Here is a 22,810-nt window from a genome sequence, read left to right as displayed (position 1 = left end):
CCCTGTCACGGCTTGGAAGCGTCCGTGGCGGCAGTTGGTTGGATGGTGTTGGACTTGACGGAAAGCGCGCGTCCCATGCTGGCGAGCGTCTCCTGGATCACGCGGGGGCGCGACCGGTAGGAGAGCGCGAAGAGCGCGATGAGCGCGACCAGATAGGGCACGGCGAGCACGAGATAGGACGAGATACCGAGCGTCTGCAGGCGCAGCGACAGCGCGTCGGAGAAGCCGAACAGCAGGCAGCCGAACAGGATCTTCAGCGGATCGCCGTTCGAGAAAATCAGGATCGCCACCGCCATGAAGCCGCGGCCGGACGACATGTTCTCGGTGAACATCGTCGTGTAGCCGAGCGACAAATGCGCGCCGGCGAGACCGGCCAGCAGGCCGCAGAGCAGCGACGACACATAGCGGATGCGGACGATCGAGATGCCGAGGGCCTCGGCCGCTTCCGGCTTCTCGCCGACGACGCGGATATAGAGGCCGAGCCGCGAGCGGTTGTAGAACAGGATCAGCACCGGCACGAGGATGAAGGCGAGATAGACCAGCGGCGTGTAGCCGGAGATCATCTGGCCGAACCAGCCGAGATCCTTGACGTTGGGCAGCTTCAGCGCCGGCAGGCCAACAAGGCCATGGCCGAAGATCGAGCCGCGCGTGCCGAAGATCGCCTTCATCAGAGAGATGGTCAGTCCGCCGGCCAGGATGTTGAGCGCCAGGCCGACGACGACCTCGTTCGCCTTGAAGGTCACCACCATCAGGGCGAAGATCAGCGCCAGCGTCAGCGCCGCGAGGATGCCGCAGAGAACGCCGATCCAGGGCGAGCCCGAGGCGATCGTGCCGATCACGGCGAAGAAGGCGCCGACCAGCATCTGGCCTTCGAGGCCGATGTTGAAGATGCCGGCCTTGGTGGTGAAGGAGCCGCCCAGCGCGACGAGCAGGATCGGCGCGGTCGTGCGCAGCGTCGCGACGACCAGCGTGACGTTGAGGAGACGCTCTAGAACTTCCATCGACGCTCTCCCGCGGTCGAATCCGATGCCTTGCGGCGGATGGTGATCTGGGCCGAGACGGCGAGGATGATCAGCGCCTGGATGACGGTGATGATCTCGCGCGATGCGGTGGTGTCGACTTCCAGCAGCAGCGAGCCGCTGCGGAGCGCGCCGAAGAACAGCGCCGTGAAAATGGTGCCGATCGGGTTGCCGTTGGCGAGCAGCGCCGCGATGACGCCGTCGAAGCCGAAGCCGGGCGCGAAGCCCTCCATGAAGCGGTGGTGCACGCCGAGCGCCTCGACGCCGCCGGCGAGGCCGCCGACCGCGCCGGAGGCGATCAGCACCAGGAAGGTCTGCTTCTTGATGTCGATGCCGCCATATTCGGCGAATTTCGGGTTGGCGCCCATCTCGGTGACGGCATAGCCGCGCGCGGTCCGGTTGAAGAACAGATAGACGCCGACCGCGAGCACCAGGCCGATGATCAGGCCCCAGTTCAGCCGCGAGAACGAGAACAGTTCGGGCAGATAGGCGCTTTCGAGGATCGGCGGCGTCTCGGACTGGCCGCCAGGGCGCTTGAACCAGTTGATGGTCAGGTAGGATGTGAACAGGATCGCCACATAGTTGGCGAGGATGGTCGAGACCACCTCGTTGGTCTTGTAGCGCGCCCGGAAGAAGGCGGGGATCGCGATCCAGGCCATGCCGGCGATCACCGCCACCGCCATGGCGAGCAGCAGATGCAGCGCCGGCGGCAGGTTGAACGAGAAGCCGACCCAGGTGGCCCAGAAGCCGCCCATGAAAAGCTGGCCCTCGATGCCGATGTTGAACAGGCCGCCGCGGAACGAGATGCAGGCGGCGATGCCGCAGATCAGGATCGGCGTCGTCTGCAGCAGCGTGCCGGCGATGCGCTCGGGGCTGCCGAAGGCGCCGTTCAGCAGGGTGACGAAGACGCGGACCGGGCTCTCGTCGACGGTCAAGATGACGAGGGCGCCGAGGCCGAGCGCGAACAGGATGGCCAGCCCCTGGCCGAAGAGACTATCGAAGCGGTCCGACATCAAGCGGCCCCCACGGTGTTGGAATGCGGCTCGGGGACGACGCCGGCCATCAGCATGCCGATCTCTTCCTCGTCGACACGGTCGCCGGAGATCTCGCCCATGATCGTGCCGCCGAACATCACCAGGATGCGGTCGGCGAGCCGGATCAGTTCATCGAGCTGCACAGAAATCAGCAGGATCGCCTTGCCGGCTTCGCGCTGGCGCATGATCTCGCCATGGATCGATTCCTGTGCGCCGATGTCGACGCCGCGCGTCGGCTGGTCGATCAGCAGGCAATCGGCACTGCCGGTGAACTCGCGCGCCAGCACGATCTTCTGGATGTTGCCGCCCGACAGGCTCTTGGCCGGCGATTCCGGCCCCCGCGTGCGGATGTCGAAGCGCTGGATCAGCGCCTTGGTCTGTTCGAGCAGGTAGGAGCGGTTGATGATGCCATGCGTCGACCAGGGGCTCTGGTCCTGGCGCCCCATCAGCAGGTTCATCGAGATCGAGGCGTTGCGGTCGACGCCGCGCACCAGGCGGTCGCCCGGCACATGGCCGACGCCGGCGGCGCGGATCTCGCGCGCCGAGGCTCCGGTGATGGTGCGGCCATTGAGCTTGATCGAGCCATGGCTGGAGGGCCGCAGGCCCGAGAGCACCTCGGCGAGTTCGGTCTGGCCGTTGCCGGCGACGCCGGCGATGCCGACGATTTCGCCGGCACGGACGCCGAAGGAGACGCCGCGCAGCGCCGGCAGGCGGCGATCGTCACGCGCCCAGAGATCGTCGACCTCGAGCACGGTCTTGCCGGCGCTGGCGACGCGCGGCAGGCGGTCGAACGAAACCAGGCGGCCGACCATCAGCTGGACGAGATCGGACTTGGTCAGTTCCGCCGTCGGGCGCGAGGCGACGTTCTTGCCGAGACGCAGCACCGAGACATTGTCGGAAACCTCCATCACCTCTTCCAGGTGATGCGAGATGAAGATGACGGTCATGCCCTGGGCGACGAAGCCGCGCAGCGTCTGGAACAGCTCGCGGCTTTCCTGCGGCGTCAGCACGGCGGTGGGCTCGTCAAGGATGATGATGCGCGCGCCGCGCGCCAGCACCTTCAGGATCTCGATGCGCTGCTCGATGCCGACCGACAGCAGGCCGACGCGCTCGGTCGGATCCACCTGCAGGCCGAACTGCTTCGAGAGCTCGGCGGTGCGCTTGATCTGGGCGGCGTGGTCGATCAGGCCGCCCTTGCGGATCTCCATGCCGAGGAAGACGTTCTCGGCCACCGTCAGCGACGGCACCAGCTTGAAGTGCTGATGCACCATGCCGATGCCGGCGGCGATCGCCGCGGCCGGATTGGGCAGTACCTTCTTCTCGCCGTCGATCCAGATCTCGCCCTCGTCCGGCTGCAGCAGCCCGAACAGGACGTTCATCAGCGTGGTCTTGCCGGCCCCGTTCTCGCCGATGATGGCGTGGATCTTGCCGCGCTCGACGGAGAGATTCACGTCCTCGTTCGCGACGAAGGAGCCGAACCGTTTGGTGATCGATTTCAGCTCGATGGCTAATGACATGAGAATATGTCCCTGGTGCCCGTGCGCGCCGCCTCCGGCCCGGGGCCCGACGGATCAGCACGTCGCAGCCAGCACTGGATGCGCCGGCAGCACAAGGGGGCAGCCCGTCACGACGCGCCGCCACCCACTCGATGAGGCCTGGAAGAACCGGGCGGCCGGCCCCATCCCGCCCGGGGAGAGCGGGCGGGCGGGACCGGCGACAGCCCGGACCTTGTTACTGCGTGGTGGTCGCGACGGTGATCTTGCCCGAGGCGATGTCGGCGCGCAGCGCTTCCAGCTTTTCCTTGACGTCGGCCGGGATCTTGTCGGCGACGCCCGGGCAGAGCAGCAGCTCGACGCCGCCCGACTTGACGTCGGCGGTGTGGACGCTGCCCGGCTCGATCGTCTTGCCGTCGACCACGTCCTTGACGAGGTCGTAGACGGCGACGTTGGCGTTCTTCAACATCGAGGCCATGACATGGCCCGGCGCGACGTCGCACTGGTTGACGTCGACGCCGATCGAGTACTTGCCGGCAGCGGCGCTGGCCTGCAGCACGCCCTCGCCGGTCGGACCGGCGACGTTGTAGACGATGTCCGAACCCTGGCCGTAGAGCGCCATGGTCAGCTCGCTGCCCTTGGCCGGATCGTCGAAGGTGCCGGCGAAGACGGCGTCGAGGCGGACGTCGGGAGCGGCGGTCTTGGCGCCCTGCTCGTAGCCGGCGAGGAAGTCACGGATGACCGGGATGTCGCGGCCGCCGACGAAGCCGACAGCCTTGCCGTCGCCGAGACCCTCGATCTCGCTGCCCTTCTCGGCCATCAGCGCGGCGAGCGCGCCGGCCAGGAATGAGCCCTGGTTCTGGGCGAAATTGGCATAAATGATCTTCTTGGAATCGAGCACGCCGTCGATGAACACGAACTTGGTGTTCGGATAGGCCTCGGCCGCCTTCTGCAGCGCGTCGACCAGTTCCCAGCCCATGACGAAGACGAGGTCGTACTCGCCGCCCTTGGCCAGGTTGTTGAACTGCTCTTCATAGTCGAGGGCGCGGTTGCCGGTATCGACCAGCTTGACCTTCACGCCGAGATCCTTCTCGGCCTTCTTCAGGCCCTCGACGATGGCGACGCCAAAGCCCTGCGAGAAGTAGCCGGAGATCGCCGCGACGGAGACGTCCTTGGCGAGCGCAGCCTGGCTGGCGAGCGCGATGACGGAGGCGCCGCACAGCGCGACGAGACGACGAGACCAACTGGACATGATGAAACCGACCCTCTGGAGTGAAACAGGCGTTCGTTGTCGATGCCCATCCTCGACTCGACGCACCCGACAGTTTCCCCTGCACCGGTCACTCGAATATCGTTGATGGCCGTATGAGATTGCGGTGAACGCATCGCGCTGTCAATGCGGAAACGTTTGCGCGAATACGCCCGGTACGGCTGGACTGAAAGATGATGGTGGCAACCCACAAGAATCGAACCGCCGCGATCCAGTTTGGATGATCACCAACGATTTTTTCGGATGACGACGGCAAAGAAGGCGGCAGCCGCGCGGCACCGGAACCCGGCGAGCCACCCTGTCACGGCCAGGACTGCAGCCCGGCGCGAGCCAAGCATGCCTCGTGCCAAAGCCAGCCGAGGCCGCCCATGCGATGGGCAGGTCCCCCAGAGCCTATGGAACAGGCAACGACACGCCTTGGCGAGTCATTCCGTCATCCGGGCATGAGAATTGCGCGCGCCGCCCCGTCCGGGCGGGTCGAATGGATATGCGTTCAGCCGTCTTCAGGCGCGGGCGATCCTGCGCGCGGCCTTGCGCCCCATGCGCTCAGCAAGTTCACGCTCGACTTCCGCTGCACCGAGCGACAGCAATTCGGCGCGATGCTCGATGAGGATCTTCTGGACCAGGGGATTGGCGAAATAGAGCTCCACCGGCTGCCCGTCCGCGGCGGCGGGCGCGTCCATCAGCTTCCAGAACCGCCCGGGCGCCAGTTGCTGGAAGGCGCGCGCCCGGGAAGCCAGCGCCAGGGTGATGTCGCGCCGGCGCACCGCCGATCGATTGACGCCGGAACGAGTTCCGATCGTCAAGCCGGCGACCGACGGCATGGCGCCATACCGGTTGCGGCCGTGATGCCGGTAGGCCGACAGCGGCGTCAGGATCTGAGCAGAGCCCGCGATGGCATGGTTCAGCCACATGAAATAATTGTCGGTGGCGCCAACATAGGCCTCGGCATGGCCGATCGGCCTCGTCGCGCGGACCAGCGACAGGTCGTGCATATTGGCGGTGCCCGGCGACCATCTCCACTTGGGGTCGTCGCGATCGACCAACCGGATGGCCTCGAGGAGCAGCGCCCGGTCGGTCGCGCCGACGCCCTCGACGGCGTTCGCCTCCCCATCCGCCAGGCGGGCCTGGACGACATTCGAGAGAAACGGGTCATAGCCGGCCGTCAAAACACAGCCGGCGCCATCGACCTCGACGACGCAGGACGAGGTGAACGCCAGCCCGCGCGGCGCCATCTCGTGCGCCAGCACATGCTGGGAGGCATAGTTCGGAAAAATGAAGTCATCGGCGTCGACGATCGTCAGATACCTGCCCCGGAGATCGTCGAGGATCTTCAGCAGGGCCCCCATCTGATTGAGGTTCCTGTCGAAGCGGCGGATGCTCAGCCGGGCGTCCACGCCCTCGTAGCGAGCCAGCACCTCGCGGCTTCCGTCCGTCGATGCGTTGTCTATGACCACGCATTCGATGTTGGGGTAGTCCTGGGCAAGGACGCTGTCGATGGCCTCGGCCAGATAGTCCTCGTAGTTGTAGTTTATGACCACGAAGCTGACGAGCGGAGCCGCCATCAATGCAGCAGCGCCTTCATGCGCTTCCTGTTTCTGCAGAGACGGAAAATCTTGAGCTGAAGCCGGGCCGGCGCGCGACCGCCAAACCCTTTCGCGATGATCCTTCGCGCATCACGGAAGCCGAACCGGGCGCAGATGTTCTGGATGAAGGCCCTGTCACCCACCGCTTCGCGCAGCGTCGCCGCGTGGCGCTCGAAGATCTCCACGCCCGACGGCGCGCCGTAATAGGCCTTCAGATCGTCCGAATGTACCCGCGTCGAAATATCGACCACGCGCCAGAACGACTCCCTCAGGAGCCAGGCATTCTGCCTGGCGTTTTCAAGGATCGACGCGACCGATTCATAGGACTCGCGACGGCTCTTCGCCGCATACTCGGGCGTTCCGTTGGGAATGCCCAGAAGCGACTCCCGATTGACGAAATAGTTCTCGCCGTGGATGCGGTAGGCCGAGAGCGGAACGTCGATAAGCGCCGTGCCAGCGAAGGCATGGCACAACGGCAGGAAATGCCCGTCCGCCGAGCGCATGTAGGTGGCGTTCCGATCGTTGAACGCAACCATCTCCAGAACCGAGCGCCGGATCATGTTGCCGGTCCCCGGAGCCCACAGCCAGCCCTTGGTCCAGCGAGGGACGACGGCCGTCAGCGCATGCAACGTCCTGAACTGCTCGTCCGAGATGGTCGACAGCCGGATCACCGTCGACGCGTCGCGAAGGCCTTTCGCCACGCCGTGCCGATCGAGCTGAATCGTGGCGTATTGCGACGTCAGCACGACGCCGGCTCCATCGACCTCCGCCACCCCGCTCGTCGTGACCGCGACGCTGCGCGGCGCGGAGAGATGAACCTGGAGATGCGTCGATGCGAAATCGGGAAAGAGCAGATCGTCGGAATCGACGAAGGTGACGAAGCCGCCCTTCACCTCGCCAAGCGCGACCAACGTGGCGCCGAGTTGGCCCAGGTTTTCCGGCAGGTGGATGACGCGGAAACGGCGGTCGCCGCGCACATGGCGGTCGATGACGACCCGGCTGTCATCGGTCGATCCATTATCGAGAATGACGCATTCGAAATGCGGGTAGTCCTGGGCGAGGATGGAATCGATGGTCGCGCCGATATATCGACCATAGTTCCAGTTGACGAGGACGAAGCTGACGATGGGCGGCCGAAGCTGGGCGGCGGACCGCCCGGCCAGGCTGAGCCCGACCTGGGCCGTCGCGGCGACCTCCGGGATGCGTATCTCCTGATCGGCCCGGCCGTGAAGAACCCGCCCCCATTCGGGCTGGTGGGACGATATCCCGCCTCGCGCACGTTCACTGTCAGAAGATCGATCCATATCCGGTTGCCGTTTACCCCGCCCCTGCGAAAAGGTTTAGAGACTTAGCAATCCAAGCTCAACTGGATCGACGCCACGCATCGGAGAATGTTCTGGCGCCCGCGTTGCGGAGGCTGGAGCTCGACCGGATTTTGCTAACACTTCAATGCTTGTTGCTTCGGGCATGCACCGCCCCGTCCGGGGCGGCGGAATGGATGTACGTTCTGCCACCATCGCCGGTGGCCGAACGCTTCTAGTGGCCGCCGAGTTGGTCGATCGCGGCGCGGATCGATTCGAGCGAGGGGCGGATCACCCCTTCGGTCGGGGCGGCCAGTTCCAGGATCATGAAGATGCCGCCGGCAACCGCGAGCGAGCACAGCAGGAGCGCGGCGAGCGCGGTGGCATTGCGCGGCGCGAACAGGCCGAAGCTCGCGAACAGGATCGACAGCCAGAAGATCAGAAGCACCAGGAACGGCCCCGGCACGGCGCTCTTGTCGTTCTCGATCAGCAGCCAGCGGGCGGTGGCGATGTTGTTCAGGAACTCCAGCGACTGCTCCTGGATGTGGCGCATGCGATCATCGGCGGGACGCAGGTCGAGGATCTGGTCGCTGATCGTCTCGAGCATGGCGAGCGTCCGCATGCCCATTTCATCGCCGCCGACCCCGGCCGCCAGTTCGTCCACCTTGGCCTTCGCATAGGCGTGCAGCGCGTGGCGGATGCCGTCGGCGTCGGGGCCGTAGCGGGCAAGCGAACGATCGAGCCGGACGATGTCCACGGCAAGGTTGCTGATCGCGTTGGTGCGGGCGGAAAACGACGTGCTCGCGGTCGAGATCAGGAGGCCGATCACCAGCGCCGACAACGTGCCGACGACCGCCATGGATATGGTCACGGCATTGCGGGTCTCCATGTTCAGATGCGGCTCGGGAAGCAGGCGGGCAGCCGCAATGCCGAAGAGCACGCCGCCGAAGATGGCGACGAAGGCGGCGATGCCGACCGTGATCGAAGTCATTCCCACTCCCCTCGGTACCCCCGGAATACGCCGGGCCGGTTCATCGCGGCGCCTCGGCCAGGCGCCAGGCCGAGGGCGCCAGCCCCGACCAGCGCTTGAAGGCGCGGGTGAAGGCGGCGCTGTCGCCATAATCGAGCGCCGAGGCGATCTCGCCGGCCGTCAGCGAGGTGACGGACAGCAATTGGCGGGCGATCTCGAAACGCACCTCGTCGACCAGCGCGCTATAGGTCGTGTTCTCTTCCTGCAGTCGCCGGCGCAGCGTCCTCGGATGCAGGTCGACATGGTGCGAGATATCCTCGATCGAGCATTTCTCGCGCAACAAGGTCCCGCGCAGGCGCGCCCGCAGCCGGTCGCTCAGGCTTTGCGGCGCCTCCGTCTCCAGTTCAGCCACCCGGCGTTCGAGAATTCGCCGCAGAACGAGATCGGCCCCGGCAATCGGCCTCGACAGCCAGTGGGCGGGAAAGACGATCGCCGCGCTCTCCTGGTTGAAACGGACGCCGGCGCCGAAGAACTGGCGAAACGGCGTCGGATCGGCAGGAACCCGCCGTTCCAACAGGACCTCGCCGGGTTGCCAGCCGGGGCCGCAGATCGCCCGCAGCAGATTGCACGCGGCCGCGATGACGCTGTCGGCCAACTGGTCGACCGCCTCGACCTCCGGCACGAAGACGGCATAGCCGAGCATCGCCACGTCACCCCGGAAGCGCAGGCTCGGCGCGGCGCCGCGATCGTGATGATGGAAGTGGCGCACGAGCGTGTCGAGCGCATCGCCGACGGTCGGCGAATGCTGGGCGAGGCAGCCGATCGCGCCCAGCGCCGACGGACCCGCGCCGCGCCCGACCAGCAACCCGAAATGCTCGCAGCGCGTCGCCTGCTGGCAGAGACCGAAAAGACGGCCGAGCCGGCCGATCGCCACCCTGTTGTCGGGATCCTCTATCTCGACGCGATCGAGGCCGGCCGCGGCAAGGAGAGGGTCTGGGTCTATGCCGCGCCCCCGCACCAGACCGGGAATCGCGGTCGCCATGCCGACCCGGATCCAGCCGCGCGGAAACAATTCCGCCGGCAAGCGATCGCGGCGATCGGATCGCGCCCGCGGCGCGTCCTCGACCTCCCGGCCTGCCCCTGCAGACAGTTCCCCCCTGCCCCCGACGTCCGCCATAGACCCCCGCCACCCTGGCTTCCCTGCAACGCTAGCATGAAATCCGGCCGCGTCCCGCCGCAGTTTACGCTAGGGCAGAGTGCTTGTCCCGCGAAGACAAATGGCTGTCCTCCAAAAACAAGCAGCCACCCTCGAATTCGGGGATGATTCCGGGCGGATCGCGCTCCGGGGCGCGGCAAGGAGCGTGCGCGGCGTGCCGGATCGGGCGTCGCTGCGGCCGGAGCGAAGTCCGCGGCAACGAAGGAGGGGAAATTGCGATCAAGCTACCTTTACGTCCCGCTTTTGCTGGTAGCGACCGCCGGGGCGGCCCTCGCCGCGGATCTCGAACCGACGCCGGTCGAGCCTATCGCTCCCACGCAAGACTGGCGCTTCCAGGCCACCTTCTATGGCTGGGCCTCCGGTGTCTCCGGCGACGTCGGCGTGCGGGGACTTCAGCCGCAGCACATCGACGTGACGCCCTGGGACGCGCTCCAGCATCTCAAGGGCGCATTGATGGCGTCGTTCGGCGCGGAGTACGGCGACTGGCTGTTCCTGACCGACGTGATGTGGGTCAAGATTGGCGACGATGAACAGGTCGGCCGAAACGGCGCCGCGCTCGACTTCGTCCAGAAGCAGCTGACCGCCTCCGCTCTCGTCGGATATCGCCTACCGATCAATGTTCCCAATCTCAGCCTGAGCGCGACGGCGGGCTTCCGCTATCAGCGCCTGACCGCCGAACTCGATCTCGACGCGGCAGACCCGGCATTCTCCTTCGACGAGGAAGGAACCAAGCACTGGATCGATCCGACCATCGGCCTCGCCCTGCACTATGACATCAACGACCGCTGGTTCATCAACGCGATCGGCGATGTCGGCGGCTTCGACGTCGGCTCGAAATTCACATCCCAGGGCTTTGCAACCCTCGGCTACAACTGGACCAAGACGATCTCGACCGCCATCGGTTATCGTGTCATCTATACGGACTATGAAAAGGACGGATTCGTCTTCGATACAACCCAACAAGGTATTTTCACCAGCCTCGGCGTACATTTCTAGAGGACGGCGGGGCACGAACTCAGGGCTATTGAGCATGGTATTCTCTGCTTTCTCGCGGACCGCGATCGGCGCGGGCATCGGCGTCGCCGCATCATTGTTGCTGTCCTCGGGCGCCATGGCGCAATCCGCGACCAAGATCGGGACGCTTACCTGCGACGTCTCTGGCGGCGTCGGTCTTGTCGTCGTGGAGAAGCAGACGATGACCTGCCAGTTCAAGCCGGAACAGGGCGACGGAACCAACGGTTATACCGGCAAGATCGAGACCTTCGGCCTTGCGCTGGGTGGCCTGGAGAAGAGCCACCTGATCTGGGGCGTGATCGCGCAGACCAACAATGCGCCCGCCATCGGCGCGCTCGCCGGCAAATATGTCGGCGCCAGCGCCGACGCCGCCTTCGGCCCCGGCCTCGGCGCGAACGTGCTGGTCGGCGGCTCGGACAACGCCTTCGCTTTGCAGCCAATCTCGGTCGAGGGCGAAATCGGCATCAACATCGCGGCCGGCGTCACCCAGCTCACGCTGGCGTCCAGCCCCTGACGGGACCCGGGCGAGCCGAAGCGCTCGCCCGCACCATGGCTGCGTGGCGCAGGCGGGACCACGCCCCCCGGCTTGCGGGTCGCGCCAGCTTGCGCACGCTCCGCCGCATGGCAGAACGGCCACGGATAGCGAGAAAAGCGAAGCGAACGCCAGGGCTTCCCGTGTCCGGCGCCATCAACGGTCGCTCGACCCTTCATTCTGCCCGAGGAGCCGTGTAACAGTTCCGTCAGAACGCTGGGTTAGGGTGCTGGCGGGTCGGTGTTGCTTGCGGGGGCCGCGTGTCGTCTGTTGCCTGTTTCCTGTCCAGGGCCCTGCTGATCCTCGGACTAGCCCTCGGACTGAGCGCCTGCGCGTCTCGGCCGCAGGGCGTGCTTGCCCCGGTCCAGGCAGATCCCGCCGCCGCCAGCAAGGTCGATCTCCTCGTTGCCACCACCCGCGCCCCCGATCCAGCGCCCGGCGTCTACTTCAACGGTCAACGAGGCCCGAACCTCTCGCTCGACAACATCGTCGTCTCGGTTCCGAACCAGCGCGAGGTCGGCAGCATCCAGTGGCCCAACCGGGTGCCGGGCGACCCGGCGCGCGACTTCGTCACCACCAAGGTGTTGTCGATGCAACCAAGCGAAGCCAAGGCGTGGTTCAAGCGCACGGCCGGCAAGCCGCGGCGCGTGCTGATCTTCGTGCACGGCTTCAACACGCAGTTCGCCGACAGCGTCTTCCGCTTCGCCCAGATCGTGCATGACACCGACGCCAATGTCGCGCCGATCCTGTTCTCGTGGCCATCGCGCGGCAACATCTTCGACTACAACTACGACCGCGAGAGCGCCAACTATTCGCGCAGCGAGCTAGCCACGGTGATCCGCGCCGCCGCCTCCAGCCCGGCCGTCTCCGACGTCACCATCATGGCCCATTCGATGGGCGGCTGGCTGGCGGTCGAAGCGGTCCGGCAGATCGCTTTGCAGGACGGCCGCGTCCCGGCCAAGGTGTCGAACCTGATCCTCGCCTCGCCGGATCTCGATATCGACGTGTTCCGCAAGCAGGTGCTGGAGATGGGCCCGCAGCGGCCGCACATCACGCTGTTCGTATCGCAGAACGATCGCGCCCTGCGGCTGTCGCGGCTGCTGTCCGGCCGGATGACGCGGCTCGGCGCCGTCGACATCACCAAGGAACCCTATCTGTCGCAGATGGAATCGGCGACCGGCATCACCGTGCTCGACCTGACGGCGCTGCAGAACGGCGACCGCCTGAACCACAGCAAGTTCGCCACAAGCCCCGAAGTGGTGCAACTGATGGGCGACCGGCTGATCAAGGGCCAGCGCGTGACGGATTCGAGCCTCAGCGGCAGCAATTCGCTGGGGGCGACGACACTCGGCGCCGGCCAGGTGCTGGGTTCGGCCGCCGGCGCTGTGCTCACCGCGCCGATCCTCATCTTCGAACGCAACTAGGCCGCTCTTCGGCCTCCAGAGACGCCGGCCCGAGCCGCGCCGACAGCCGCCCGGTCGATCCCGTCGGCCCGTCCGGGCGGCGCCGCGTCACCGCCTGCCCGCTTCGCACCGGGTCTGGATCGGACAAGGCACCGGATCGATCCCGCCCCCCAAGCGGGGGCTCCAGCGCCTTCGCCAGCCACGCCTTCGGCGGGCCAAGAGCCTGCGCCGCGCTGGTCCGCGTACCTCGCCCGAGCAGCCACAGCGCAAAAAAGAAGGCCGCGGAGTTCCGCGGCCCTTGTTCTTCAAGCAAGAGGTCCGACCCACGCCCGAGGCGCAGGTGGGAGGCTCGATTCAGGCCTTTGCAGCCGGCAGCGGCGCGGCCGGGGACGCGTCAACGGCCGCCGGCGCCGGCTCGCCCTCCTTGCCACGGTAGAACGTGACATAGAGGGTTGGCAGGAACACCAGCGTCAGCAGGGTCGCGACGAGCAGGCCGCCCATGATGGCGAATGCCATCGGGCCCCAGAAGATCGTCGCCGCGATCGGGATCATGCCGAGAACGGTCGAGATCGCCGTCAGCATGATCGGCCGGAAGCGCGACACCGTCGCCTCGAGCACCGCATCCCAGATCGACAGGCCGCGGCGCCTTTCCGCCTCGATCTGCTCGATCAGGATGACCGCGTTCTTGGCGATCAGTCCGAGCAGCGACAGGATGCCGAGGATGGCGACGAAGCCGAGCGGCCTGTTGAACAGGAACAGCGACCCGACGACGCCGATCAACCCCATCGGCACGACGCAGAGCACCAGGAACAGCCTGCCGAAGCTCTGCAGCTGCGCCATCAGGAACGACACCATCAGGAACAGCATGATCGGTACGACCGCCATTACCGAGGCGAGCGACTGGGCGCTCTCCTCGACGACGCCGCCGACGACGATGTCGTAGCCGAGCGGCAGGGTGCCGCGCAGCGCTTCGACCGGCTTCTCCAGCGCCTCGACGACCGCCTCCGGCGAGCCGCCGGGGACGACGTCGGCCTGCACCGTCAGCGTCGGCACGCGGTCGCGACGCCAGATCACGGGATATTCCTGGCCATACTCGAAGGTCGCGAACTGGCGCAGCGGCACGGTGCGGCCATTCGGCAGCGGCACCTGCAGGGTCTGCAGGTTGGCCAGCGAGATGCGCTGCTCGTTGGTGGCGCGGGCCACGACATCGACGAGGTAGATGTCGTCGCGGACCTGCGTGACCGTCGTTCCCGTCACGACAGAGTTCAGCGCGGCGGAAAGCGCCTGCGAGCTCAAGCCGAGCAGGCGGGCCTGGTCCTGGTCGATCTTGACGCGCACCATGCGCGCCGGCTCCATCCAGTCGAAATTGACCCGGCGCGTATCGGGATTGCCCGAAACGATCTGGGCCAGGCTCATCGAGATGTCGCGGACTTTGTCTACATCCGGACCGCTGACGCGATACTGCACCGGCCAGCCAACCGGCGGGCCGAGTTCAAGCGGCGCAACGCGCGAGACCGAATCCGGGAACTGTTCCGCCAGCTTCTTTTCGAGACGCTCCTCGAGCCGCAGCCGGGCATCGACGTCCTTGGCGATCACGACGGCCTGCGCGAAGAACTCGTTCGGCAGCTCGACATTGAGCGGCAGGTAGAAGCGGATGGCGCCGCGGCCGATATAGGTGCTCCAGCGGGCGACGTCCGGGTCGTCCTTCATGATGGCGTCGAAGCGCGCCGACACATCGCCGCTCTCGTAGATCGAGGCATTCTGCCGAAGGCGGAGATCGACCATCAGTTCGGTACGGTCCGAAGCCGGGAAGAACTGGCGCGGCACGTGAGGCGCAAGCAGGATCGCGCCGACGAAGCAGGCGAGGGTCAGGCCGATGGTGACCCAGCGCATCCGCATCGCCGTCAAAAGGATCGCGCGGAACACACGTACGATCACGTTGACCTTGTTCGGATCCGCCTTCTCCTTCGGCGCCTTCAACAGCACGGCGCCGATTAGCGGCGAGAAGATCACCGCGCCGAGCCAAGACACCACCAACGCGATACCGACGACGGCGAAGATCGAGAAGGTGTATTCGCCGGCCGAACTGCGCGCGAAGCCGATCGGCACGAAGCCGGCGGCGGTGACGAGCGTTCCTGTCAGCATGGCGAGCGCCAGCGTCTGGAACGTGTTCGCCGCAGCGGCTTCCTTTGTCTCGCCGGCCGCCAGCCTCGATGTCATCGAGTCGACCGTCGTCATCGCGTCATCGACCAGCAGGCTGAGCGCGATGATCAGCGCGCCGAGCGATATTCGCTGCAGGTCGATGCCGACGATGCTCATCACCACGAACACCATGGCGAGCGAGATCGGGATGGCCAGCGCCACCACCGTGCCGGCACGGATGCCGAGGCTGACGAAACTGACCACCGCGATGATGGCGATCGCCTGCCAGAGCGACGTGGTGAAATCGCCGATCGCCTCGTCGACGACGACGGCCTGGTCGGCGACCAGCGTCGGCTGGATGCCGAGCGGCAGGTCGGCCGTGATCTCGGACATGGCGGCGCGGATATTCTTGCCGAGCGCGAGGATGTCGCCACCGTCGCGCATGGCGATCCCGAGGCCGATCGCCGGCTGGCCGTTCACGCGGAACTGCGGCTGCGGCGGGCTGGCGTAGCCACGGCGGACTTGGGCAATGTCGCGCAACCGGACGAGCCGGCCATTGGCGACGAAGTTGATGTCGAGAAGGTCCTGCTCGTTCTCGAAGGCGCCGGAAACGCGCAGCGAGATGCGCTCCTCGCCGGTCTCGAGCACGCCGGCCGGGCTGACGACGTTCTGCGCGCGCAGCGCATTCAGGAGCGCCGAGCGATCAATGCCCATCCCCGCGAGTTGCTCGGTCGAGAACTCGACATAGATCTTCTCGTCCTGCGCGCCGATGATCTCGATCTGCGAGACGTCGGGGACGTGCAGCAGGCGAGAGCGCGCGGCCTCGACGTAGTCGCGCAGTTCGCGATGCGTGAAGCCGTCGGCGGTGAAGCCGTAGATGATGCCGAAGGTGTCGCCGAAGCTGTCGTTGAAGAAGGGTCCGAGGACGCCGGCAGGCAGCGTCTGGCGGATGTCGCCGATGCCCTTGCGCACCTCGTACCATACGTCGGGAACCTCGGCCGAGGTCACTTCCTGGCGCAGGTTGACGAAAAGCGTCGTGCTGCCGGCGCTGGTCGAGGAACGGACGTCGTCAACCTCGGGGATTTCCTGGATCTTGCGCTCGAGCCGCTCGGTGACCTGGTTGAGCGTGTCCTCGATGGTCGCGCCCGGCCAGACGGCGTGCACGATCATTGTCTTGATGGTGATCGGCGGATCTTCGTTGCGGCCGAGATTGATGAAGGAGGCGATGCCCGCCACCATCACCGCGATCATCCAGTAGACGACGAAAGAGCGATGGTTGAGCGACCAGGCAGAGAGGTTGAGGCCACTCATTGCGCGGTCGCCCCAAGCAGACGGACCTTCTGGCCCGGATGAAGCGCCTGCACGCCGGCGGTGACGACGATCTCGCCCGTATCGAGGCCCTGCGAGACGACGACTGTAGCCGGATCATGCCGGACGATATCGACATTGCGCAGCGAGACGGTCGAGGTGGCGGGATCGACGATCCAGACCGCCGGATTTTGCTCCGAGGTGGTCAGTGCCGTCGCCGGGATCGCGATCACGGGCGAGGAATCCATCACCATCGTGCCGGTAACGGTCGAGCCGAGCAGCAGGGCCGCCGGCGGATTGTCGAGGCCGACGCGGACGGGGAAGTTGCGCGTCTGGGCATTGGCCTGCGGCGCGACCTCGCGAACGCGGCCAACGGCGGAGACCGAGGGATCGTCGGTCAGGCGGACGCTGATGATCGGATCGGCCGGGGCGGCGCGCAGCACCTGCGCCGGCACGTCGAAGACAGCGTCACGGCCATCGCGCCGCGCCAGCTGCACGATCATCTGTCCGGCCTGCACCACTTCGCCCGGCTCTGCGCCGCGCGCGGTGATCGTGCCGGAAACGTCGGCCTTGAGCTCGGTGAAGGCGACGCGGTCATGCGCGATCTCCAGCTGCGCCTCGGCGTCGTCGACCTGGGCCTGCGCGGTCTGCTGCGCCTGCGCCGCCTGGTCGTAATTGGCGCGCGTGGTGAAGCCGTTGCGCAGCAGGTGCTCCTGCCGGCCATAAGCGTTGCGGGCCTGGGTAAGCTGGCCCTGCGCGGCGGCGAGCGCCGCCTGAGCCGAGCGAAGCGCATTCAGCTCGTTGACGGGATCGAGCCGGGCCAGCAGCTGGCCGGCCTCGACATGATCGCCGACATTGACGGGACGCTCGATCATGCGGCCGCCGATGCGGAACGCCATGCTCGCCTCGTTCTGGGCCTGAACCTGGCCGGTCAGGACCACGGTCTCGCCGACCTTCTCTCGCGCCGCGACGACGGTCCGCACGGGACGCACTTCGGGAGCCTCGGCCTCGCTCTCGCGCTGGCATGCCGCCAGGATCGGCGCGGCCACGAAAAGGACCGCGGCGATGCCGATCACGCCACGCCCACTCGTCCGACGATCAGTCCTGTTCGTCACGAAACATCCCCCGAACCAGAATGTCCGGAGGACGATGGCTCGGGCGGGATCGCACCTCGAAGCCACGCGTCACCCGGAACTCGCGCGCCCTTGCGCGCACCATGGACTCTTCTCTGAAGCCAGACCCAAGGGCAGTCAAGTGAGGAACACTCGCCGCCATCGCGCCTCTCCGGGCCGAATGAGCCGCCCCGAAAAACTCCAGATTCTCGCGGCGGAAGCTATCCGCTCGACATGTCAAAGTGATGAGCGCTGTGTCTCGTCACTATGCATTGCATCCCAATCGGCGGACAAATTTGGTGCGTTGCAATATCAGCACGCCGGGCCCGCCTTCCCGGCCCGGTCTCAAGCGCAGAGCCGCCGAAGCATTTCGCCGAAATCGGCGCCCGCGTCGCCGCCCGCGCGCCGCATGGCGGAGGGTAGCGGCGCACCAACGACAGCGGCGAGGCGCGCTTCGCTCGGGCTGTGGCCGAATTCCTGCTTGAAGGCGCGGCTGAAGCCGGAGGCGTCGCTGAAGCCGAGCGCCTCGGCGATCTGGATGATCGGCGTCTTGTTGGCGACATCGGAGAGGGCGGAATGCGCCGCCACCAGCCGCTGGCGATGCACATAGCGGGCAACGCCTCCGAAAGGCTCGAACATCCGGTAGAGCTTCGAGCGCGACACGCCGAGCGCCTGGGCGAGCCGGTCCGGCCCGAAGGTGACGGAGCCGAGATTCTGACGGATGACGACGCGGGCACGCTCCATGAGCGTCGCGACGATCGCATCATGAGCGACCTCCACGCGCTCCATCGACGGGCGGACGCAGGCGGCTATCATCGCCCGCGTCGCCTCGACGACCTGCGGCAGATCCGCCACGCCGACACCCGGCAGGCGCTTTTCGAGATTGAGGAAATAATCGCCGAGCAGCGCGCCTAGGCCGACATCGGCGATCACGCCCGAGCCGCGGCCGATGCCCATCAGCCCCTCGCCGAACAGTTCGCGCGGCGCATAGAGCGTCAGCACGCTGGTGTCCCTGGCTGCCCCGTCGAACGGCTCGGCCAGGGAGCGGAAGAAGATCTGGCGCGGCTCCGGACGGCTCGACGGCACCGCCGGGCCCGTGCCGTCATTCACCAGCACGAAGCACCAGTGATCGAGCGGATTCTTGCGGATGTGCTGCCAGACGCGCAACCGGCCGTCGGCCGGCATGCGGGCCCGCGTCAGGGCGAAACCACCGACGTCCCACACCCTCTGCTCGGCCGGGAACCCGCCCTCGCGTCCGTCGGGAACATCGAAGTCGATCACCGGCGACATTAGGTTGCGCCAGGCTTCGAACTGGCTGCGAGCCGGCAATGCGGCGGTGCTGAATACGATCGGCTGGATCAAAGGGGACGGCGCCGACACGGGCTCCACAACATCGGTCATGCGCACTCCTCGTCACCCGATCCGGCGCCAGCGGCGGCACGGGAACTCATCTCTTCTTACTAATGCAGGTTGCACGTGACAAATGATCTGGATCAATATCGCAGTGCAGCAATACCGTTAGGTCACAGTGTGCGGCCGCGCGTTGCGATTCGCACACACCCTGCCCCCTTCGTCGTGAGCCCAGAGATGCCCTCTACCGCGCCGACCCGTGCCAAGCCCGCCGCCTCCCGCATCCCCCCCGTCCCGATCGACCTCGCGCTCCAGGGCGGCGGATCGCACGGCGCGTTCACCTGGGGCGTGCTGGAACGCCTGCTGGAAGAACCCTCCCTGACGATCGAGGCGATCTCCGGCACTTCGGCCGGCGCCATGAACGCCGCCGTGCTGGCGGACGGCTATGCCGCCGGCGGCGCCGAGGGCGCGCGCGCGGCACTCGAATCCTTCTGGCGCGCCGTCGCCGACTCGGCGCGCTTCAGCCCGTTCCAGCGCAGCCCTCTCGACATTCTGCTCGGCCGCTGGACCCTCGACCATTCGCCCGCCTATGTCGCCGTCGACCTGATGTCGCGCGTTTTCTCGCCCTATGACCTCAACCCGACCGGCAAGAACCCGCTGCAGGACCTGCTGCTCGAACGGATCGACTTCGAACGGCTGGCGCGGTCGCCGGTGAAGCTGTTCATCACGGCGACCAATGTCCATACCGGCCGCGGCCGCATCTTCCGCAATGCCGAAATCACCGCCGACGTGCTGCTCGCCTCCGCCTGCCTGCCGACCATGTTCCAGGCCGTCGAGATCGACGGCGTGCCCTACTGGGACGGCGGCTTCGCTGGGAATCCGACCATCACGCCGCTGGTGCGCGAGAGCGACGCCTGCGACACGATCCTGGTGCAGATCAATCCGCGCGAACGGCCCGCAACGCCCAGGACGGCGTCGGAAATCATGAACCGCCTCAACGAGATATCCTTCAACGCGCCGTTGATGAAGGAGCTTCGGATGATCGCGCTGCTGCGCCAGGTCGCCGACCCCGGCAGCGGCGAAGGCGCACGCTGGGCGGGAATGCGGACGCACCGGATCATGACCGACATGATGGTGGATCTCAGCGCCTCGTCGAAGCTGAACGCCGAATGGGCGTTCCTGTCGATGCTGCGCGAGGAAGGGAACCGCGCCGCGAGCGCGTTCCTCGACGAACATGGTGGAGACATCGGCCAACGCTCCTCGGCCGATATCGACGTCCTGCTGGCGGAGTGCTGAAAGATGGGCTTGCTCGGCATCCTTCTCGGCCTCGGCCTGCTGATCTGGCTGGCCTTTCGCGGCTGGAGCATCCTGCTGCTGGCGCCAATCGCGGCGCTGATCGCCGCGCTCTTCTCCGGCGAGCCGCTGCTCGCCCACTGGACGCAGACCTTCATGGCGAGCGCGTCGCAGTTCGTGATGCAGTTCTTCCCGATCTTCCTGCTCGGCGCGCTGTTCGGCAAGCTGATGGAGGATAGCGGCTCGGTCACGACCATCGCCAATGCCATGGTGGCGAAGCTCGGCGAACGGCGGGCGATCCTCGCCGTCGTGCTCGCCGGCGCGCTCGTCACCTATGGCGGCGTCAGCCTGTTCGTCGCCTTCTTCGTGCTGGCGCCGATGGCGATCGCCCTCTTTCGGGCCGCCGGCATCCCGCGCCGGTTGATGCCGGCGGCGATCGCGCTCGGAACCTCGACCTTCACCATGTCGGCGCTTCCCGGCACGCCCGCGATCCAGAACGCCATCCCGATGCCGTTCTTCGGCACGACCCCGTTCGCCGCGCCCGGCCTCGGCATCGTCGCCTCCGCGATCATGCTCGCTTTCGGCCTCTGGTGGCTCGGACGGGCGGGGGCCAAGGCTCGCCGCGCCGGGGAAGGCTTCGGCGACGAGGATGCGAACCCGGTCCGCGTCGATGACGACCTGATCCGCGAACGGGCGACGACCGCGCGCGAGTTCGACCCGGCCGAAATCAGCAAGGGCAAGCCGAGCCCGAAGAGCCCGGCCGTCTGGGCAGCCGCCCTCCCCCTCGTGGTGGTGATCCTCGTCAATCTGCTGATGAGCTTCGTCATGCTGCCGCGCCTCGACACGGCCTATCTGGCCGAGCCTGCCTGGGGCTCGACCTCGATCGCCGCCGTCGGCGGCGTCTGGTCGGTGATCGTGGCGCTCTCGGCTGCGATCCTGACCCTGCTCGCGGTCAGCGGCCATCGCCTGCCGACGCTGCGCGCCACCATCGATGCCGGCGCCAATGCCTCGGTGCTGCCCGCCTTCAGCGTCGCCAGCCTGGTCGGCTTCGGCGCCGTGGTCGCGGCGGTACCGGCCTTCGCGCTGGTGCGCGACTGGGTTCTGTCGATCGATGGCGGTCCGCTGGTGTCGCTCGCCTTCGCCACCAACATCCTTTCCGCGCTGACCGGCTCTGCCTCGGGCGGCCTGACGATCGCGCTCGACGCGCTCGGCGAAACCTACATGAAGCTCGCCGCCGAGCAGGGCATCGACCCCGCCCTGCTCCACCGCGTCGCCGTCATCGGCGCCGGCACGCTCGACAGTCTTCCCCACAACGGCGCCGTCGTGACCCTGCTCGCCGTCTGCGGCTCGACGCATGGCAAGAGCTACTTCGATATCGTCATGGTTGGTATTGTCGGTGCATTAATCGCCCTAGCGGCAGTGATTCTGCTCGGCTCCGCTTTCGGATCGTTCTGAATACCGCCAAAGATCGACCGAGCGCTCAGAGGGCTCGAGCAGAACAGGTGTTTGCCTAAGTGACGACCGTTACCGTTCCCGGATTCCTGAGCCTGACAATCGCCATCGTCGTCTTCTTCGTCGGCACCGGTCTCAATCGCTGGATCTCGCCGCTGCGGCGCTGGAACATCCCGGAGGCGGTGACTGGCGGCATGCTGGCGGCGCTCGCCACGCTCGTCGCCTACACGGTGTTCGACACGTCGATCACCTTCGAACTCGCCGCGCGCGACATGCTGCTGCTCTATTTCTTCACCGGCATCGGCCTGAACGCCCGGCTCGACGATCTGCTCGCCGGCGGCAAGCCGCTGGTGATCCTGCTGGTGCTGACGATGGTCTTCCTCGTCATCCAGAACCTGATCGCGGCCGGCAGCGTCGCCCTGCTCGGCCTACCGGACGGGATCACCGTGCTGCTCGGCTCCGCCTCGCTGATCGGCGGCCATGGCACGACCATCGCCTGGGCGCCGTTGATCGCCAAGCAGTTCGGCCTGCAGAACGCGCTCGAGGTCGGCATCGCCGCGGCGACGCTCGGCCTCGTTGTCGCCAGCCTCGTCGGCGGCCCTGTGGCGAAGCTGCTGATCGCCCGCTACAATCTGAGCGGCCCTAGCGGCAGCAAGCCGATGGTCGGCCTGCCGAAGACCACGGAGCCGGCCGTCACCGACGACATCAGCCATATCAGCCTGCTGCGCACCATCCTCGTGCTCAACGTGGCGGTGCTGATCGGCTTCACCGTCGACGAGATCTTCACCGAACTCGGCATCAAGCTGCCGCTTTTCGTAGCCTGTCTGCTGGTGGCGATCGTACTGACCAATACCGTCCCGCGCATCCTGCCGCTGAAGGTCTGGCCGACGCGGACGCGCTCGCTGGCGCTGATCTCCGACCTGTCGCTGAACATCTTTCTCGCCATGTCGCTGATGAGCATGCAACTCTGGACGCTGGAGGATCTCGGCCCGTCGCTGGTGCTGGTGCTCGGCGTCCAGACCATCGCCGCCGTGCTCTACATGCTCTTCGTCGTGTTCCCGGCCATGGGACGCAATTACGAAGCCGCGGTGATTTCGGCCGGCTTCAGCGGCATCAGCCTCGGCGCGACGCCGACGGCGATCGCCAACATGACGGCCGTCACCAAGGTGCATGGCGCGGCGCCGATGGCCTTCATCATCCTGCCGTTGGTCTCGGCTTTCTTCATCGACATCGCCAACGCCTTCGTCATCGGCTTCTTCCTGCGCTGAACCGAAGTTCGGGACGTGATGCATCGGTCCGGGACGGGGAGCCGGTC

18 protein-coding genes are annotated in these 22,810 nt (G+C 66.6%); 7 read left to right on the top strand and 11 right to left on the bottom strand.

Features of this window, described 5'->3' with window-relative positions; translation table 11 throughout:
* Nucleotides 1-5 precede the first annotated feature (5 nt).
* The 6 genes from OSH07_RS04245 to OSH07_RS04220 form a co-directional block, all read right to left on the bottom strand.
* On the bottom strand, nt 6-1,001 hold the full coding sequence (locus OSH07_RS04245) for an ABC transporter permease (protein WP_266337339.1): 996 nt from the start codon (nt 999-1,001) through the stop codon (nt 6-8).
* Complete coding sequence (locus OSH07_RS04240) at nt 989-2,032, bottom strand: ABC transporter permease (RefSeq protein WP_266337338.1); 1,044 nt, start codon at nt 2,030-2,032, stop codon at nt 989-991. The genes OSH07_RS04245 and OSH07_RS04240 overlap by 13 nt, the downstream gene beginning before the upstream one ends.
* Nucleotides 2,032-3,570 (bottom strand): ABC transporter ATP-binding protein, encoded by a 1,539-nt coding sequence (locus OSH07_RS04235; protein WP_266337337.1) that lies wholly within the window; start codon nt 3,568-3,570, stop codon nt 2,032-2,034. The genes OSH07_RS04240 and OSH07_RS04235 overlap by 1 nt, the downstream gene beginning before the upstream one ends.
* Nucleotides 3,571-3,784: 214 nt before the next feature.
* The gene (locus OSH07_RS04230; protein WP_266337336.1) at nt 3,785-4,798 is read right to left on the bottom strand and encodes a BMP family lipoprotein; all 1,014 of its coding nucleotides are present in this window, start codon (nt 4,796-4,798) and stop codon (nt 3,785-3,787) included.
* A gap of 521 nt (nt 4,799-5,319) precedes the next feature.
* Nucleotides 5,320-6,381 (bottom strand): glycosyltransferase family 2 protein, encoded by a 1,062-nt coding sequence (locus OSH07_RS04225; protein ID WP_266337335.1) that lies wholly within the window; start codon nt 6,379-6,381, stop codon nt 5,320-5,322.
* Entirely contained in the window at nt 6,381-7,475 is a 1,095-nt protein-coding gene (locus OSH07_RS04220) for a glycosyltransferase family 2 protein (protein ID WP_266337385.1), read from the bottom strand. Before OSH07_RS04220 ends, OSH07_RS04225 begins: the two co-directional genes overlap by 1 nt.
* Here OSH07_RS04220 and OSH07_RS24420 point away from each other — a divergent pair.
* Nucleotides 7,380-7,754: a hypothetical protein gene (locus OSH07_RS24420; protein ID WP_266337387.1), complete on the top strand. Its 375-nt coding sequence runs from the start codon at nt 7,380-7,382 to the stop codon at nt 7,752-7,754. The two genes, OSH07_RS04220 and OSH07_RS24420, sit on opposite strands and share 96 nt — an antisense overlap.
* A 184-nt stretch (nt 7,755-7,938) precedes the next feature.
* On the opposite strand, the gene OSH07_RS04210 is transcribed toward OSH07_RS24420, so the two are convergent.
* Together OSH07_RS04210 and OSH07_RS04205 are read right to left on the bottom strand one after the other, a co-directional pair.
* A complete protein-coding gene (locus tag OSH07_RS04210) occupies nt 7,939-8,694 on the bottom strand; it encodes a bestrophin-like domain (RefSeq protein ID WP_266337334.1) in 756 nt (251 codons plus the stop codon).
* 40 nt (nt 8,695-8,734) lie between these two features.
* Nucleotides 8,735-9,715, bottom strand: coding sequence for an AraC family transcriptional regulator (locus tag OSH07_RS04205; RefSeq protein ID WP_266337333.1), 981 nt, complete (start codon nt 9,713-9,715; stop codon nt 8,735-8,737).
* 387 nt (nt 9,716-10,102) lie between these two features.
* Here OSH07_RS04205 and OSH07_RS04200 point away from each other — a divergent pair, with 387 nt between their 5' ends.
* From OSH07_RS04200 to OSH07_RS04190, 3 genes are all read left to right on the top strand, one after another.
* Complete coding sequence (locus OSH07_RS04200; protein WP_266337332.1) at nt 10,103-10,885, top strand: hypothetical protein; 783 nt, start codon at nt 10,103-10,105, stop codon at nt 10,883-10,885.
* 34 nt (nt 10,886-10,919) lie between these two features.
* The gene (locus OSH07_RS04195) at nt 10,920-11,417 is read left to right on the top strand and encodes a DUF992 domain-containing protein (RefSeq protein WP_266337331.1); all 498 of its coding nucleotides are present in this window, start codon (nt 10,920-10,922) and stop codon (nt 11,415-11,417) included.
* A 278-nt stretch (nt 11,418-11,695) separates the two neighbouring features.
* Nucleotides 11,696-12,859, top strand: coding sequence for an alpha/beta hydrolase (locus tag OSH07_RS04190; RefSeq protein WP_266337330.1), 1,164 nt, complete (start codon nt 11,696-11,698; stop codon nt 12,857-12,859).
* Between the two features lie 333 nt (nt 12,860-13,192).
* Here OSH07_RS04190 and OSH07_RS04185 read toward each other — a convergent pair whose 3' ends face one another.
* The 3 genes from OSH07_RS04185 to OSH07_RS04175 all read right to left on the bottom strand — a co-directional run bounded on the left by OSH07_RS04185 (nt 13,193) and on the right by OSH07_RS04175 (nt 18,801).
* Entirely contained in the window at nt 13,193-16,291 is a 3,099-nt protein-coding gene (locus tag OSH07_RS04185) for an efflux RND transporter permease subunit (RefSeq protein WP_266337329.1), read from the bottom strand.
* The gene (locus OSH07_RS04180) at nt 16,288-17,364 is read right to left on the bottom strand and encodes an efflux RND transporter periplasmic adaptor subunit (protein WP_420909590.1); all 1,077 of its coding nucleotides are present in this window, start codon (nt 17,362-17,364) and stop codon (nt 16,288-16,290) included. Before OSH07_RS04180 ends, OSH07_RS04185 begins: the two co-directional genes overlap by 4 nt.
* Nucleotides 17,365-17,745: 381 nt before the next feature.
* Nucleotides 17,746-18,801: a helix-turn-helix domain-containing protein gene (locus OSH07_RS04175; RefSeq protein WP_266337328.1), complete on the bottom strand. Its 1,056-nt coding sequence runs from the start codon at nt 18,799-18,801 to the stop codon at nt 17,746-17,748.
* A gap of 186 nt (nt 18,802-18,987) precedes the next feature.
* Between OSH07_RS04175 and OSH07_RS04170 the strand changes: the two genes are divergently transcribed.
* The 3 genes from OSH07_RS04170 to gltS are packed head-to-tail and all read left to right on the top strand — an operon-like array spanning nt 18,988 to nt 22,763.
* Nucleotides 18,988-20,046: a patatin-like phospholipase family protein gene (locus OSH07_RS04170; RefSeq protein WP_266337327.1), complete on the top strand. Its 1,059-nt coding sequence runs from the start codon at nt 18,988-18,990 to the stop codon at nt 20,044-20,046.
* Nucleotides 20,047-20,049: 3 nt separating this feature from the next.
* Nucleotides 20,050-21,498 (top strand): GntP family permease, encoded by a 1,449-nt coding sequence (locus OSH07_RS04165; RefSeq protein WP_266337326.1) that lies wholly within the window; start codon nt 20,050-20,052, stop codon nt 21,496-21,498.
* A 59-nt stretch (nt 21,499-21,557) separates the two neighbouring features.
* Nucleotides 21,558-22,763: a sodium/glutamate symporter gene (gene gltS / locus OSH07_RS04160; RefSeq protein WP_266337325.1), complete on the top strand. Its 1,206-nt coding sequence runs from the start codon at nt 21,558-21,560 to the stop codon at nt 22,761-22,763.
* Nucleotides 22,764-22,810: the final 47 nt, after the last annotated feature.

This window comes from Kaistia nematophila (assembly GCF_026343855.1).
Taxonomy (GTDB): Bacteria; Pseudomonadota; Alphaproteobacteria; order Rhizobiales; family Kaistiaceae; genus Kaistia; species Kaistia nematophila.
This window is presented reverse-complemented; position numbering and strand designations above follow the sequence as displayed.